Source organism: Pseudomonas sp. NFACC13-1, from assembly GCF_900104425.1.
In the GTDB taxonomy this organism is placed as follows: Bacteria; Pseudomonadota; Gammaproteobacteria; order Pseudomonadales; family Pseudomonadaceae; genus Aquipseudomonas; species Aquipseudomonas fluorescens_AA.
In genome coordinates, this window is sequence record NZ_FMXV01000003.1 from 15,360 (window position 1) to 30,637 (window position 15,278).

The 15,278-nt window shown below is 62.1% G+C and carries 9 protein-coding genes; 4 read left to right on the forward strand and 5 right to left on the reverse strand.

The window, feature by feature from the left end:
* Nucleotides 1-12: 12 nt before the first annotated feature.
* Complete coding sequence (sthA, locus tag BLQ55_RS04805; RefSeq protein WP_092197335.1) at nt 13-1,407, reverse strand: Si-specific NAD(P)(+) transhydrogenase; 1,395 nt, start codon at nt 1,405-1,407, stop codon at nt 13-15.
* A gap of 473 nt (nt 1,408-1,880) precedes the next feature.
* Complete coding sequence (locus BLQ55_RS04810) at nt 1,881-2,870, reverse strand: FAD:protein FMN transferase (protein WP_092252691.1); 990 nt, start codon at nt 2,868-2,870, stop codon at nt 1,881-1,883.
* Between the two features lie 251 nt (nt 2,871-3,121).
* On the opposite strand from BLQ55_RS04810, the gene BLQ55_RS04815 reads away from it, so the two are divergent.
* The gene (locus BLQ55_RS04815) at nt 3,122-4,420 is read left to right on the forward strand and encodes an MFS transporter (RefSeq protein WP_092252693.1); all 1,299 of its coding nucleotides are present in this window, start codon (nt 3,122-3,124) and stop codon (nt 4,418-4,420) included.
* Nucleotides 4,421-4,559: 139 nt separating this feature from the next.
* Here the strand turns inward: BLQ55_RS04815 and BLQ55_RS04820 are convergent, their stop codons facing one another.
* Entirely contained in the window at nt 4,560-6,023 is a 1,464-nt protein-coding gene (locus BLQ55_RS04820; protein ID WP_092197341.1) for a glyceraldehyde-3-phosphate dehydrogenase, read from the reverse strand.
* Nucleotides 6,024-6,191: 168 nt separating this feature from the next.
* Between BLQ55_RS04820 and mfd the strand changes: the two genes are divergently transcribed.
* The 3 genes from mfd to BLQ55_RS04835 are packed head-to-tail and all read left to right on the forward strand — an operon-like array spanning nt 6,192 to nt 12,923.
* The gene (gene mfd, locus BLQ55_RS04825; RefSeq protein WP_092197343.1) at nt 6,192-9,641 is read left to right on the forward strand and encodes a transcription-repair coupling factor; all 3,450 of its coding nucleotides are present in this window, start codon (nt 6,192-6,194) and stop codon (nt 9,639-9,641) included.
* Between the two features lie 10 nt (nt 9,642-9,651).
* Complete coding sequence (locus BLQ55_RS04830; RefSeq protein WP_092197345.1) at nt 9,652-10,218, forward strand: CsiV family protein; 567 nt, start codon at nt 9,652-9,654, stop codon at nt 10,216-10,218.
* Nucleotides 10,219-10,229: 11 nt separating this feature from the next.
* The gene (locus tag BLQ55_RS04835; RefSeq protein WP_092252695.1) at nt 10,230-12,923 is read left to right on the forward strand and encodes a DEAD/DEAH box helicase; all 2,694 of its coding nucleotides are present in this window, start codon (nt 10,230-10,232) and stop codon (nt 12,921-12,923) included.
* A 367-nt stretch (nt 12,924-13,290) separates the two neighbouring features.
* Here the strand turns inward: BLQ55_RS04835 and nagZ are convergent, their stop codons facing one another.
* Together nagZ and BLQ55_RS04845 are read right to left on the reverse strand one after the other, a co-directional pair.
* Nucleotides 13,291-14,289, reverse strand: a complete 999-nt coding sequence (nagZ, locus tag BLQ55_RS04840) for a beta-N-acetylhexosaminidase (protein ID WP_176814183.1) — start codon at nt 14,287-14,289, stop codon at nt 13,291-13,293.
* A gap of 183 nt (nt 14,290-14,472) precedes the next feature.
* Nucleotides 14,473-15,180 carry a TetR/AcrR family transcriptional regulator gene (locus BLQ55_RS04845; RefSeq protein WP_092197349.1) on the reverse strand — a complete coding sequence of 236 codons (708 nt, stop codon included), beginning with the start codon at nt 15,178-15,180 and terminating at the stop codon, nt 14,473-14,475.
* Nucleotides 15,181-15,278 lie beyond the last annotated feature (98 nt).

Genomic DNA, 15,278 nt, shown 5'->3' on the forward strand with positions numbered 1-15,278 from the left:
GGCCGGAGCCGCTCAAAAAAGCCGGTTGAGCCCGTCGTAGGCCGCTACCCGATAGGCTTCGGCCATGGTCGGGTAGTTGAACGTGGTGTTGACGAAGTACTTCAGCGTGTTCAATTCGCCCGGCTGGTTCATGATCGCCTGGCCGATGTGCACGATCTCCGACGCCTGGTAGCCGAAGCAGTGCACGCCCAGCACTTCCAGGGTCTCGCGATGGAACAGGATCTTCAGCATGCCTTGCGGCTCGCCGGCGATCTGAGCGCGCGCCATGCTCTTGAAGAATGCCTTGCCGACTTCGTACGGCACCTTGGCCTGGGTCAACTCCTGCTCGTTCTTGCCGATCGAGCTGATCTCCGGAATGGTGTAGATGCCGGTCGGCACGTCGTTGACGAAGCGCCAGCTGCCGTTGTCGACAATGCTGCCGGCGGCCGAACGGCCCTGGTCGTGGGCGGCACTGGCCAGGCTCGGCCAACCGATCACGTCACCGGCACCATAGATGTTCGGCACGCAGGTGCGGTAGTTCTCGTCGACTTCGATCTGGCCGCGGCTGTTGACCTTCACGCCGATGTTTTCCAGGCCCAGGGTGTCGGTGTTGCCGGTACGACCGTTGCACCAGAGCAAGGCATCGGCCTTGATCTTCTTGCCGGACTTGAGGTGCAGGATCACGCCGTTGTCGACGCCTTCGACACGCTCGTATTCTTCGTTGTGGCGCACAGTGATGTTGTTGTTGCTGAAGTGATAGCTCAGGGCCTGGGAAATTTCCGAGTCCAGGAAGCTCAGCAACTGGCCGCGGTTATCCACCAGTTCCACCAGCACACCCAGGCCGCTGAAGATCGAGGCGTATTCGCAACCGATCACGCCGGCACCGTAGACGATGAGCTTACGCGGGGTGTGGCCCAGGCTCAGGATCGTGTCGCTATCGTAGATCCGTGCATGGTTGAAATCGATGTCGGCCGGGCGGTACGGGCGCGAACCGGTGGCGATGATGATGTGCTTGGCCACCAGCTTCTCGACCACGCCATTGCCGCACACCACTTCGACCGTCTGCTCGTCGGCAAAGCTGCCCGTGCCGAAGAACACGTCCACGCGGTTGCGGGCGTAGTAGCCGGTGCGCGAGGCCACTTGCTTGGAGATCACCTTCTCGGCGCTCTTGAGCACGTCCGGGAAGGAGAACCAACGCGGCTCGCCGATGGCCCGGAACATCGGGTTGGTGTTGAACTGCATGATCTGCCGGACCGAGTGACGCAAGGCCTTGGACGGGATGGTACCCAGGTGGGTGCAGTTGCCGCCGACCTGCCGACGGCTGTCGACCATCGCCACCTTGCGCCCTGCCTTGGCCGCGTTCATTGCCGCGCCTTCCCCCGCCGGGCCGGAGCCCAGTACCACCACGTCGTAGTTGTAGACAGCCATGCGTACTCCTCAGAACAGGCCGCGACGCCTCACTAGGCATCGACGGCTAAATCATGCCGGCCTGCGGCATGAAGGAACAATTTGGGGCCGGTTCACGAGCCCGGCCACAGTCTATAGAAGCGTCAACGCCGCGCACATTACCCCTTGGTCGCGTCGTAGGCTAGGGGGCGTTCTCAATTAGTTTCCCCACCGCGTTGTGCCTTAAAGCGGGCCAGGCAAGGCGCAGGCCGCTGGGAATGGTGTTCCCTTTCCAAGGCCTGCAACGCAGCATGGCCCGCTTTAAGGCGCAACCCGGAGGGCCGGGCCTGCTGTTGTGCAGGGCTGCGTTGCTCGAAGCTTATTTGGAATGACCAAACCACGCTTCTCGCGCCTTGCCCTGCACAACAGCAGACCCGGCGCGGTGGGGAAACTAATTGAGAACGCCCCCTTTGCCTGCGCTATTTCGCCACAGGTGACCTTTCAGGGCGCTGTCATCATTGAGGTTTTCCGCCCGTCATCCGTTCAAATGCTTCATTGGTGCGAACGACGAAACGGTCATTGTCCCGCAATACGAAAAATACCCCGACGCCCTGTTTCTGGGCATAGTCCCAACCCCGTTCAGGACCGAGAATCAGCAACAGCGTCGATAGTCCATCGGCCATCAGCGCCGAAGGATGAATCACCGTGACTGACGCCAGGTTATGTAGGACCGGCGCACCAGTGCGTGCATCAAAGGTGTGGGAATAACGCTGACCGCCCTGTTCGAAGTAATGACGGTAGTCACCCGAGGTGGAAACCCCGTAGCCGTTGACCTCGATGACACGCTCCGCCACTTGCCGGTCATCCCGGGGCTCTTCCAGGGCGATGCGCCAGGCCGAACCATCGGGTTTGCGCCCGACGGCCTTGAGTTCCCCGGTGGCTTCGGCCAGGTAACTGTCGATGCCCAGGGCCTGGAGCCTGGCGGCGATGCGGTCGACGGCATAACCGGCGGCGATACTGTTGAAATCGACTTCCACCGCGGCGTCCTTGCACAACCGGTCGCCCTCAATACGCAAATGACCATGACCGACGCGCTGGCGCACCAAGGTCAAGGTTTCTGCAGTTGGCACTTTCTCATCCCGGGACTGGGGCCCGAAGCCCCACAGGTTCAGCAGCGGCTCCACGGTCAGATCGAAGGCGCCATCGCTTTGAACCGACAACTGCTCGCCCACGCGGATCAACGCCAGGACCGGCCCAGGCATGACCTGGCAACTGTTGGCCGGCAATGCATTGAAGCGCTCAACGTCCGAATCGCCGCGATAGGTCGAGAATTGCCGATCCACTTCGGCAAGGATGTTTTCCACCTCGGCCTGCACCGTTTTCGGAGCGGGCCCGGCGGAATGCCTGACGTACTGAATGGAATAATGGCTGCCCATGGTCGGACCGGCGAAGCGCTCGAGGGTGTCGCCATTACCGCAGCCGGACAGAACACCGGCCAAGATCACAAATGTCCACCATCGTCCAGTTAACAAATCTTCATCTCCCCTCAAAACCGCGCCCGCCATTATGAGCTTCAGCGCGTGCGTGCGCGAACCTGTGGGATCAGACCTGTGGGAGCAAAGCTTGCTCGCGATGCATGCGACACGGTCCAGCTACAAGGCTGCCTATCGTTCATCGCGAGCAAGCTTTGCTCCCACAGGCCGCCCCCACAGCGTGCAGCGCCTTCATACAAGATCTGCCAGAGTGAGTACCCAAAATGTCTTCCACCACGAGCAACGGCAAGGCGATTTTTCGCGTTGTCAGCGGCAACTTCCTGGAGATGTTCGACTTCATGGTCTACGGCTTCTACGCCACGGCCATCGCCAAGACGTTCTTCCCCGCCGACAGTGCGTTCGCCTCGCTGATGCTGTCCCTGGCCACGTTCGGTGCCGGGTTCCTGATGCGTCCCCTGGGGGCGATATTTCTTGGTGCCTACATCGACCGCCATGGCCGTCGCAAAGGCTTGATCATCACCTTGGCGCTGATGGCCATGGGCACCCTACTGATCGCCTGCGTGCCAGGCTATGCGACCCTCGGCGTGACGGCCCCCTTGCTGGTGCTGTTGGGCCGATTGCTGCAAGGCTTCTCCGCAGGCGTGGAGCTGGGTGGTGTGTCGGTCTACCTGGCGGAAATCTCCACGCCGGGGCGCAAGGGTTTCTTTGTCAGTTGGCAATCCGCCAGCCAACAGGCGGCAGTGGTGTTTGCCGGCTTGCTGGGGGTTGGCCTCAATCACTGGCTGAGCCCCCAGGAGATGGGCGACTGGGGCTGGCGCGTACCGTTCCTGGTGGGGTGCATGATTGTCCCGGCCATCTTCATGATTCGTCGTTCGCTGGAAGAAACACCTGAATTCCAAGCAAGAAAACACCGCCCCAGCCTGTCGGAAATTGTCCGCTCCATCGGTCAGAACTTCGGCATTGTCTTGGCCGGCATGGCACTGGTGGTGATGACCACCGTGTCGTTCTACCTGATCACCGCCTACACACCGACCTTCGGCAAGGCCGAGTTGAACCTGTCGGACCTCGATGCGCTGCTGGTCACGGTGTGCATCGGCTTGTCGAATTTCTTCTGGCTGCCTGTGATGGGGGCGTTTTCCGACAAGATCGGACGCAAACCCCTGCTCCTCGGTGCGACGATCCTGGCGATCCTGACCGCCTATCCGGCGCTGGCCTGGCTGGTGGCGAATCCCAGTTTCAGCCATTTGCTGATCGTCGAGCTGTGGTTGTCGTTCCTGTATGGATCCTACAACGGTGCCATGGTGGTGGCCTTGACGGAAATCATGCCGGTTGAAGTGCGCACCACCGGTTTCTCCCTGGCCTATAGCCTGGCGACAGCGACCTTCGGTGGATTTACCCCGGCGGCCTGTACCTACCTGATCCATGTGCTCGACAACAAGGCTGCACCGGGGATATGGCTCAGTGGGGCGGCGGTGCTGGGGCTGATTGCGACCCTGGTGTTGTTCAAGGGCAATCGGCATGAACTGCGGACTGCGCAGGCCTCTGTAGCGGGTGGCGCTTGACAGATCGCCATCGTCGGATCGCCGCCCGGAGCGAGCTTGCTCCGGGCGGCGATCCGACGATGAGGCCAGCCCAGCCCCCCCAAAACCCGGACAAAAAAACGCCCCGACAAGTCGGGGCGTTTTCACAAGCGGCTAAGGCTTAGCGCGGGAACGCTGGCGGGTTTACCCCGGCCATGTCTTCCATCACGCGAACCACCTGGCAGCTGTAACCGAACTCGTTGTCGTACCAGACGTACAGGACAACGCGGTTATCCTGGCTGATGGTGGCCTCGGCATCCACGACACCGGCGTGGCGCGAGCCCACGAAGTCGGTGGACACCACTTCCTGGGAATTGACGAAGTCGATCTGCTTGTGCAGATCGGAGTGCAGCGCCATGTAGCGCAGGTACTCGTTCATCTCTTCACGGGTGGCGGCTTTCTCGAGGTTCAGGTTGAGAATGGCCATCGACACGTTCGGCGTCGGCACACGGATCGCGTTGCCGGTCAGCTTGCCGGCCAGTTCAGGCAGGGCCTTGGCGGCGGCGGTGGCGGCACCGGTCTCGGTGATGACCATGTTCAGCGCGGCGCTGCGGCCACGGCGATCGCCCTTGTGGAAGTTGTCGATCAGGTTCTGGTCGTTGGTGTACGAGTGAACCGTTTCGACGTGACCGTTGACGATGCCGAACTTGTCGTTCACGGCCTTGAGCACCGGCACGATGGCGTTGGTGGTGCAAGAGGCGGCGGAGACGATCTTGTCGTCAGCGGTGATGTCGCCGTGGTTGATGCCGTGAACGATGTTCTTCAGCTTGCCCTTGCCTGGTGCGGTCAGGACAACGCGGTCGACACCCGGGCAGGCCAGGTGCTGGCCCAGGCCGTCGGCGTCACGCCATACACCGGTGTTGTCCACCAGCAGCGCATCCTTGATACCGTACTGGGTGTAGTCCACCTCGGTCGGGTTCTTCGCGTAGATCACCTGGATCAGGTTGCCGTTGGCGGTGATGGTGTTGTTTTCTTCGTCGATGGTGATGGTGCCGTTGAACGAACCATGGACCGAGTCACGGCGCAGCAGGCTGGCACGCTTGGTCAGGTCGTTCTCGGCGCCCTTGCGCACCACGATGGCCCGCAGGCGCAGGCCGTCGCCACCACCGGTTTTTTCGATCAGGATGCGCGCCAGCAGACGGCCGATACGGCCGAAACCGTACAGGACCACGTCAGTGCCTTTGCGAGCCGAAACGTTCTGCTGGCCAACCACATCAGCCATCTCTTCACGCACGAACTGCTCGGCGCTACGGCCATTGCCTTCGTTGCGGAATTTGAACGCCAGCTTGCCCAGGTCTACCGACGCCGCGCCGAGCTTGAGCTCGCTCATGGCCTTGAGCAGAGGGAATGTTTCGTGGACGGAGAGTTCGCTGTCGTCGGAAGAACGGTGGCGAGCAAAGCGGTGGGCTTTGAGGATCGCGATGACAGACTGGTTGATCAGGCTGCGGCCATAGATCGAGCTCACCACGTTGTTATTGCGGTAGAGCTGACCGATGAGAGGGATCATCGCTTCGGCGAGCGCTTCACGATCAATCCATTCACCAAGACACTGGTCGGGCTTCTGAGTCACGGTAACCTTCCACATGTAGGGGCTGAAAAAAGGGGCTACATTATGCCGCCGAGTCCTCGGCGGAGCAATGCGCGCCCGTCGCGCCGTGGTTTTCCTGCCGGCCAGGGTAGTCTGCGACTGACAGCAGCCCCCTTCCCCCGCTACAATTGTCGACTTTGTCGCAATGCTGGAGCTCAATCTTCCGTGCCCGTTCTGCGTCTTCCGCTTCTCCCTGCCGCGGCAGGTAAACAGCACTGGGGCAACCTGCCCGGTGCCGCCCTGAGCCTGGCCATCGCCGAGGCTGCCAGCGCTGCAAAGCGTTTTACCCTGCTGCTGACCGCCGACAGCCAAAGCGCTGAACGGTTGGAACAGGAGCTGAGTTTTTTCGCTCCGGATTTGCCGGTCTTGCATTTCCCGGACTGGGAAACCCTGCCCTACGATCTGTTTTCACCGCACCAGGACATCATTTCCCAGCGAATCGCCAGCCTTTATCGGCTGCCGGAGCTCAGTCATGGCGTTTTGGTAGTGCCGATCACCACGGCCCTACATCGCCTGGCCCCGACCCAATTCCTGCTCGGCAGCAGCCTGGTGCTGGACATCGGCCAGAAGCTCGACGTCGAGCAAATGCGCATCCGCCTCGAGGCCAGTGGCTATCGCTGTGTCGACACGGTGTACGAGCACGGCGAGTTCGCGGTGCGTGGCGCCTTGATCGACCTGTTCCCGATGGGCAGCAAACTGCCGTATCGCATCGACCTGTTCGATGACGAAATCGAGACCCTGCGCACCTTCGACCCGGAAAACCAGCGCTCCATCGACAAAGTGCAGTCGATCCGCCTGTTACCGGCCAAGGAATTCCCGCTGCAGAAAGACGCCGTGACCCGTTTCAAGGCGCGCTTTCGCGAGCGCTTCGATGTGGATTTCCGCCGCTGCCCGATCTTCCAGGACCTGAGCAGCGGGATCACCCCCGCCGGTATCGAGTACTACCTGCCGCTGTTTTTCGAAGAAACCTCCACCCTGTTCGATTACCTGCCCCAGGACACCCAGGTGTTTTCCCTGCCGGGCATCGAGCAGGCGGCGGAAAACTTCTGGAACGACGTGCGCAACCGCTACGAAGAGCGTCGCGTCGATCCTGCCCGTCCTTTATTGCCACCGGCCGAGCTGTTCCTGCCGGTGGAAGACTGCTTTGCCCGCCTCAAGAGTTGGCCACGGGTGGTGGCGAGTCAGCAGGACGTGGAAACCGGCGTTGGCCGTGAGCGCTTCCCGGCCAGAGCATTGCCGGACCTGGCCATCGAAGCCAAGGCCACGCAGCCATTGGCGGCACTGGCTGGCTTTCTCGACGCATTCCCTGGTCGCGTCCTGTTCACCGCTGAATCCGCGGGGCGTCGCGAAGTGCTGCTGGAACTGCTCGAACGCCTGAAGCTGCGGCCGAAGACGGTGGACAGCTGGCCGGACTTCGTCGCCGGCAAGGATCGCCTGGCGATCACCATCGCGCCGTTGAACGACGGCCTGGTCCTGGATGACCCGGCCCTGGCACTGGTGGCGGAAAGTCCTTTGTTCGGCCAGCGCGTCATGCAGCGCCGCCGTCGCGAGAAACGCGCCGACGCCGCCAACGACGCCGTCATCAAGAACCTCACCGAGCTGCGCGAAGGCGCACCGGTCGTGCACATCGACCACGGCGTGGGCCGCTACCTGGGCCTGGCGACACTGGAAATCGACAACCAGGCCGCCGAGTTCCTGACCCTGGAATACGCCGAGGGCGCCAAGCTCTACGTGCCGGTGGCGAACCTGCACCTGATCGCTCGCTATACCGGCAGCGACGACGCCCTCGCTCCACTGCATCGCCTGGGCTCGGAAACCTGGCAGAAAGCCAAGCGAAAGGCGGCCGAACAGGTGCGCGACGTGGCCGCCGAACTGCTGGACATTTACGCCCGTCGCGCCGCCCGCGAGGGCTACGCCTTCGCCGATCCGAAAGCCGACTACGAAACCTTCAGCGCCGGTTTCCCGTTCGAAGAAACCGTCGATCAGCAAACCACCATCGAAGCCGTGCGCGCCGACATGCTCGCGCCCAAGCCCATGGACCGACTGGTGTGCGGCGACGTGGGCTTCGGCAAGACCGAAGTGGCGATGCGCGCCGCGTTCATTGCCGTGCACGGCGGCAAGCAGGTGGCGATCCTGGTCCCGACCACCCTGCTCGCCCAGCAGCACTACAACAGTTTCCGCGACCGCTTCGCCGACTGGCCGGTGACCGTGGAAGTGATGAGCCGTTTCAAATCCACCAAGGAAGTGAACGCCGCCGTGGCCGAACTGGCCGAGGGCAAGATCGACATCGTCATCGGCACGCACAAGCTGCTGCAGGACGACGTGAAGATCAAGAACCTGGGGCTGGTGATCATCGACGAAGAACACCGTTTCGGCGTGCGCCAGAAGGAACAACTCAAGGCCCTGCGCAGCGAAGTCGACATCCTGACCCTGACCGCCACGCCGATCCCCCGCACGCTGAACATGGCGGTGTCGGGCATGCGCGACCTGTCGATCATCGCCACGCCGCCGGCCCGGCGCCTGTCGGTGCGCACCTTTGTCATGGAGCAGAACAAAAGCACCGTCAAGGAAGCCCTGCTGCGTGAGCTGCTGCGTGGTGGCCAGGTCTATTACCTGCACAACGACGTGAAGACCATCGAGAAATGCGCCGCCGACCTGGCCGAACTGGTGCCGGAAGCGCGCATCGGCATCGGCCACGGACAAATGCGCGAACGTGAACTCGAACAGGTGATGAGCGACTTCTACCACAAGCGCTTCAACGTGCTGATCGCCTCGACCATCATCGAGACCGGCATCGACGTGCCGAGCGCCAATACCATCATCATCGAGCGTGCCGACAAATTCGGCCTGGCCCAGCTGCACCAGTTGCGCGGCCGGGTCGGTCGTAGCCACCACCAGGCCTATGCCTACCTGTTGACGCCACCGCGCCAGCAGATCACCCCGGATGCGGAAAAGCGCCTGGAAGCCATCGCTAACACCCAGGACCTCGGCGCCGGCTTCGTGCTGGCCACCAACGACCTGGAAATCCGTGGCGCCGGCGAATTGCTCGGCGACGGCCAGAGTGGCCAGATCCAGGCCGTCGGCTTCACCCTGTACATGGAAATGCTCGAACGCGCGGTCAAGTCGATCCGCAAGGGCGAACAGCCAAACCTCGATCAACCCCTGGGCGGCGGGCCGGAAATCAATCTGCGCGTGCCGGCGTTGATCCCGGAAGACTACCTGCCGGACGTCCACGCACGGCTGATTCTCTACAAACGCATCGCCTCGGCCAGCGACGAGGAAGGCCTCAAGGACCTGCAGGTGGAGATGATCGACCGCTTCGGCCTGCTGCCGGAACCGACCAAGAACCTGGTGCGCACCACGCTGCTCAAGCTCAAGGCCGAGCAACTGGGCATCAAGAAAGTCGATGGCGGCCCCAACGGCGGCCGGATCGAGTTCGAAGCCCAGACTCCGGTCGACCCGCTGGTGCTGATCAAGTTGATCCAAGGCCAGCCCAAACGCTACAAGTTCGAAGGGGCCACGATGTTCAAATTCATGGTGCCCATGGAACGCGCGGAAGAGCGTTTCAACACCGTAGAGGCGCTGTTCGAGCGTCTCACTCCGACCACTGCTTGAAGGACGCCCCATGCGCCTGTTCCGCTCACTGACCTTGCTGTTGACCCTGGTCGCTCCCCTGGCGTTTGCCGATGACCTGTATCAGGTTGAAATGATTCTGGTCCGCCAGAATGCCGAGCCGGTGATTGTCAGCCGTGCCGCACCGGAAGACTGGGACGCCGGCGCGCAACGCCTGGGCGCGGACAGCCAGCGCACGCCGGCCCTGGGCAACATCGTCGAGAAACTCAGCGCCAGCGGCCAATACACGGTATTGATGCACAAGGCCTGGCAGCAGACGCTCGGTGAACAGGGCCGTAAAGTCGCCATCAGCGACGGTGCCGAACAGTTTGGGCAGTTCCCCATCGAGGGCACCCTGGAACTGAAACTGGGCCGCTTCACCGACGTGGATGCCGACTTCTGGATCAACCAGATCGACGCCAATGGCCTGGTCACCGCCAGCGAGCGCCTCAAACAGCAGAGCCATACCAAGAATGGTCAACTGAATTTCCTCGATAACGGTCACCTCGGCCTGCTGATCAAGATCACCTCGCTGACCGCGCCCGCGCCACGGCAGGCACCTGAAGTCATTCCGGACTGATCGGCGCGCCTATGCCATCGCCCCTGAGCAAACCCCTGGCACCTTCCTGGGTCAATCGATTCAAGGAACAGAGCCTGGAGCGCGGGCGCCGTTATGCGCTGGAAAACCGCGTCAGGATCGTCGAAGCCGGCGACAGCACCATCACCGCCAGTTGCGAAGGCTCTGGCGGCAACGTCTACCGTCAGACCATTCGCCTTAAAGAGTCAGCCAAGGGCGCGTTGATTCTGCTCGAAGCCGCGTGCTCCTGCCCGGTGCGCATCAACTGCAAGCACTGCGCGGCGGTGTTGCTGCAAGTCCAGGAAACCCTGGCCTACCCGGCCGCCGAAAAAGACGCGCAATTGCTGGAAAAACTCCAGGCCGTGCTGGACAACCGCAGCCCCAAGGCCCCACCGCAAGTGCTGGTGGACAACGTACAACCGGTGCCACGCCTGTGGCTGGCCAGTATCGAGTTCAGCGCCTTCGAGCCACGCAACGGCAAGATGCAACGCTACATCCAGCACCGCGCCGCCTTGTCCTTCAGCTATCTGGACGAGTACGTCAGCGGCCAGCGCAACACCGACGTGCTGATTCGCCAGGAAACCCAGACGCTGCGGATAAAACGCCACACCGATGTGGAACAGTCCTACCGCGAACAGCTGCGAATCCTCGGCTTCAAGGTCGCGACCCGACAAAGCAAGGCCCTGCCGGAAAGCGCTGGCGAACTGTACGAAATGGTCAACGACAGTGCCTGGCTGACGTTCACCCTCAACGACCTGCCGAAACTGCGCACCCAGGGCTGGGAATTGCAGATCGACGAGGACTTCGGCTTCGACCTGACGGCCGTGGACGAGTGGTACGCCACGGTCGAGGAAACACCGGAACGGGATTGGTTCGACCTGGAACTGGGGATCATCGTCAACGGCGAGCGCCTGAGCCTGCTGCCGATCCTGTTGAACCTGATGCGCTCGCACATCGAGTTGTTCAACCCGGAACGCCTGGCCAGGCGCCGGGACGATGAACTGATTCTGGTCAACCTGCCCAACCGTCCGAACTCTGAGTTCGGCCCGCAGCAAGTGGCCCTGCCCTATGGCCGGCTGAAACCGGTGCTGGCGACCCTGGGCGAGTTCTACCTGCAAGAACCCGGCACCACCAAACTGCGCCTCAACAGCGCGGACGCCTTGCGCCTGAACCCGCTGCAGGACATGCCACTGACCTGGGAAGGTGGCGAACACATTCGCGGCCTGGCCCAGCGCCTGCGGGACATCAGGGATTACACCACCACCGCGCCGGAAGGCCTGAACGCGACGCTACGGCCTTATCAACTCGAAGGCTTGAGCTGGATGCAGTCACTGCGGCAGCTGGAAGTCGGTGGCATCCTCGCGGACGACATGGGCCTGGGCAAGACCCTACAGACCCTGGCGCACATTCTCAGCGAAAAAAACGCCGGGCGCCTCGATCGCCCGTGCATGGTGGTGATGCCTACCAGCCTGATCCCCAACTGGCTCGACGAGGCCGCTCACTTCACGCCGCAACTCAAGGTACTGGCCCTGTATGGCGCCGGGCGCAAAAAGCATTTCGAACGACTGGCCGATTACGACCTGGTCCTCACCACCTATGCCCTGCTACCCAAGGATGTCGAGCGCTTGGCCGCGCAGCCATTGCACGTGCTGATCCTCGACGAAGCCCAGTACATCAAGAACCCCACCAGCAAAGCCGCCCAGGCGGCCCGCGAGCTGAACGCCCGCCAGCGGCTGTGCCTGTCCGGTACGCCCCTGGAAAACCACCTGGGCGAATTGTGGTCGTTGTTTCACTTCCTGCTGCCGGGCTGGCTCGGGGACGTCAAGAGTTTCAACCGCGATTACCGTGTACCGATCGAAAAGCGCGGCAGCGATGTACGGCTGCAGCACCTCAATGGTCGGATAAAACCCTTCCTGCTGCGCCGGACCAAGGAACAAGTGGCGACAGAGCTGCCGCCCAAGACCGAGATCATCCATTGGGTCGAACTCAGCGACGCCCAGCGGGACGTCTACGAAACCATGCGCCTGGCGATGGACAAGAAGGTCCGCGACGAGATCACACGCAAAGGCGTGGCCCGCAGCCAGATCATCATTCTTGAGGCGCTGCTCAAGCTGCGCCAGGTGTGTTGCGACCTGCGCCTGATCAACGACGCCACCCTGCCCGCCCGAGGCAGCACCTCGGGCAAGCTCGACAGCCTGATGGAAATGCTCGACGAGCTGTTTGAAGAAGGCCGCCGGGTGCTGCTGTTTTCCCAGTTCACGTCCATGTTGGCGCTGATTGAAGATGAGCTGAAGAAACGCGGTGTCGATTACGCCATCCTGACCGGCCAGACCCGGGACCGCCGCACGCCCGTCAAGGAATTCCAGAGCGGTAAGCGTCAGATCTTTCTGATCAGCCTGAAGGCCGGTGGCGTAGGCCTGAACCTGACCGAGGCTGACACGGTGATTCACTACGACCCGTGGTGGAACCCGGCCACCGAAAACCAGGCTACCGACCGTGCCTACCGCATCGGCCAGGAAAAGCCGGTGTTCGTCTACAAGCTGATAGCCCGAGGCACGGTGGAAGAGAAGATCCAGCTGCTGCAAAAGGAAAAGTCCGACCTCGCGGCCGGCGTGCTGGACGGACGCGTGGCCGGAGATTGGAAATTGCAGAGCGACGACATCGAGGCGTTGTTCGCGCCGCTGCCGGACAAACTGGAAAAGCGCTGACCCCCTTCAATTCTTGTGGGAGCGAGCTTGCTCGCGATAGCGGTGGTTCAGCGGGCGCGGATGTTGACTGTGCTGCCGTCATCGCGAGCAAGCTCGGCTCCCACAGGGGAGTTGCGGTGTTCACACAACCTGGGTCCACCACACTTCCAATGTGGGAGCGAGCTTGCTCGCGATAGCGGTGGTTCAGCGGGCGTAGATGTTGACTGTGCTGCCGTCATCGCGAGCAAGCTCGGCTCCCACAGGGGAGTTGCGGTGTTCACACAACCTGAGTCCACCACACTTCCAATGTGGGAGCGAGCTTGCTCGCGATAGCGGTGGTTCAGCGGGCGTAGATGTTGACTGTACTGCCTTCCTACATTGCTCAGCGCTAATCAATCAGCTGGGCAGCCCTCAGCGCGCCGAGCGCCGCCAACCAGCGAGGGTCCTGGCGGTATTCCGTGGAAGCACAGGCCTGGCCGCGCACACGGGCGATCCGCGCCGAAGGCTTGACCTTCAGGCGTTGAGCGGCGCCCAAGGCCAGCTCCGCGGCGGCGCGATCATTACACACCAGCCCCATGTCGCAACCCGCCGTCAACGCCGCCTCGATACGACTGGCGGCATCACCGACCACATGCGCACCGGCCATCGACAGGTCATCACTGAAGATCACGCCCTCGAATTGCAACTCGCCGCGCAGGATGTCCTGCAACCAACGACGGGAAAACCCGGCTGGATTGGCATCAACCTGCGGATAGATGACATGGGCCGGCATCACGGCGGCCAGTTGCTTGCTCAGCCTGGCAAACGGTACCAGGTCGTTGGCCCAAATCTGTTCGAGGCTGCGTTCATCGGTCGGAATCGCCACATGGGAATCGGCCTCGGCCCAGCCATGCCCCGGGAAGTGCTTGCCGGTGGCTGCCATGCCGGCGGCATTCATGCCACGGATGAAGGCACCGGCCAGCAACGCCGCGCGCTCGGGGTCGCCTTCGAAGGAACGACTGCCGACGACAGCGCTGCGCTGATAGTCGAGATCCAGCACCGGAGCGAAACTCAAGTCGAGACCGACCGCCAGCACTTCGGTGGCCATGATCCAGCCGCACTGCTCGGCCAGGTATTCGGCGTTCGGGTTGTCGGCTATCGCCCGCATCGCCGGCAACCGCACAAAACCCTGGCGCAGCCGCTGAACGCGGCCACCTTCCTGGTCCACCGCCAGTAAAAGGTCGGGACGGATGGCGCGGATCGACGCGCTCAGTTCACGCACTTGCCGCGGATGCTCGATATTGCGGGCAAAAATGATCAAGCCGCCTACCTCTGGCTGGCGCAACAGGTGGCGATCTTCAGCCGTCAGCCAGGTACCAGCGACGTCCACCATCAACGAGCCTTGCAGGCCAGCAGTCATAGCATTTCCTTAATAACGATGAACCCGAGCGGCGACACAGGCATGAGCAAACTGCCAGGCCCAGGGCCCGGCAGATCGCGGTCATGCACTAAAGAATGGAACGGGTTCGAAACGAGAGTCGGCATGGGCGGCTAGCTTAGCGGATGTGGGCAGCCGCGCCCACCCGTGTACTCAAGCCTTGGCCAGCGCCGGCGTCGATTTGCTGCGTGGACGCAGTTGCGCGGCCGCCATGGCCTCATCGGTGACGCCACTCTCGGCACGCATGCCGGCGGCGAGGAACGGCACCATCAAGCGCATCACCTGCTCGATCGAGGTGTTCACGCCAAAATCGGTTTCAGCGATGGCCCGCAGCGCCTTGATCCCGGACATGCTGAACGCGGCGGCGCCGAGCATGAAGTGCACCCGCCAGAACAACTCGATGGGCGGAATGCGCGGTGCGGCTTCGTTGACCAACAGCATGTAGCGACGAAACACCTTGCCGTACATGTCTTCCAGATAACGCCGCAGGTGGCCCTGGCTCTGGCTGAAGGCCAGGCCCAGCAGGCGCATGAAAATGGACAGGTCGTTGCCGCTGCGCGGTTGCACGACAAGGGCTTGCTCGACCAGGATTTCCAGCAGCTCTTCCAGGGTAGGCTTGATGTCAGGCTTGGCCTGGCGCCGCTCCAGTTCACGATCGAGGCTGAGGCAGAAAGGCCCGAGGAAGCGCGAGAAGACCGCTTGGATCAAGGCCTTTTTCGAGCCGAAGTGATAGTTCACCGCCGCCAGGTTGACCCCGGCCTTGCTGGTGATCAGACGCAATGAGGTTTCGGCGAAACCTTTTTCCGCGAACAACTGCTCGGCAGCATCGAGAATGCGTTCAACGGTTTCCGACTGGGCCATGGTTACTCCGCCTGACAAACACTTGTTTGAAACATACGTTTCAGCCTAGGGGTTGTCAAGCCTGCCGGGGCGTTTTGCGAACGCCCGGTCACGTATTT

Excerpts from the sequence above, each read along its gene's own strand:
- sthA (WP_092197335.1), bottom strand. The coding sequence starts at position 1,407 with ATGGCTGTCTACAACTACGACGTGGTGGTACTGGGCTCCGGCCCGGCG.
- BLQ55_RS04815 (WP_092252693.1), top strand. The coding sequence starts at position 3,122 with ATGTCTTCCACCACGAGCAACGGCAAGGCGATTTTTCGCGTTGTCAGC.
- BLQ55_RS04820 (WP_092197341.1), bottom strand. The coding sequence starts at position 6,023 with ATGTGGAAGGTTACCGTGACTCAGAAGCCCGACCAGTGTCTTGGTGAA.
- BLQ55_RS04830 (WP_092197345.1), top strand. The coding sequence starts at position 9,652 with ATGCGCCTGTTCCGCTCACTGACCTTGCTGTTGACCCTGGTCGCTCCC.
- BLQ55_RS04835 (WP_092252695.1), top strand. The coding sequence starts at position 10,230 with ATGCCATCGCCCCTGAGCAAACCCCTGGCACCTTCCTGGGTCAATCGA.
- BLQ55_RS04845 (WP_092197349.1), bottom strand. The coding sequence starts at position 15,180 with ATGGCCCAGTCGGAAACCGTTGAACGCATTCTCGATGCTGCCGAGCAG.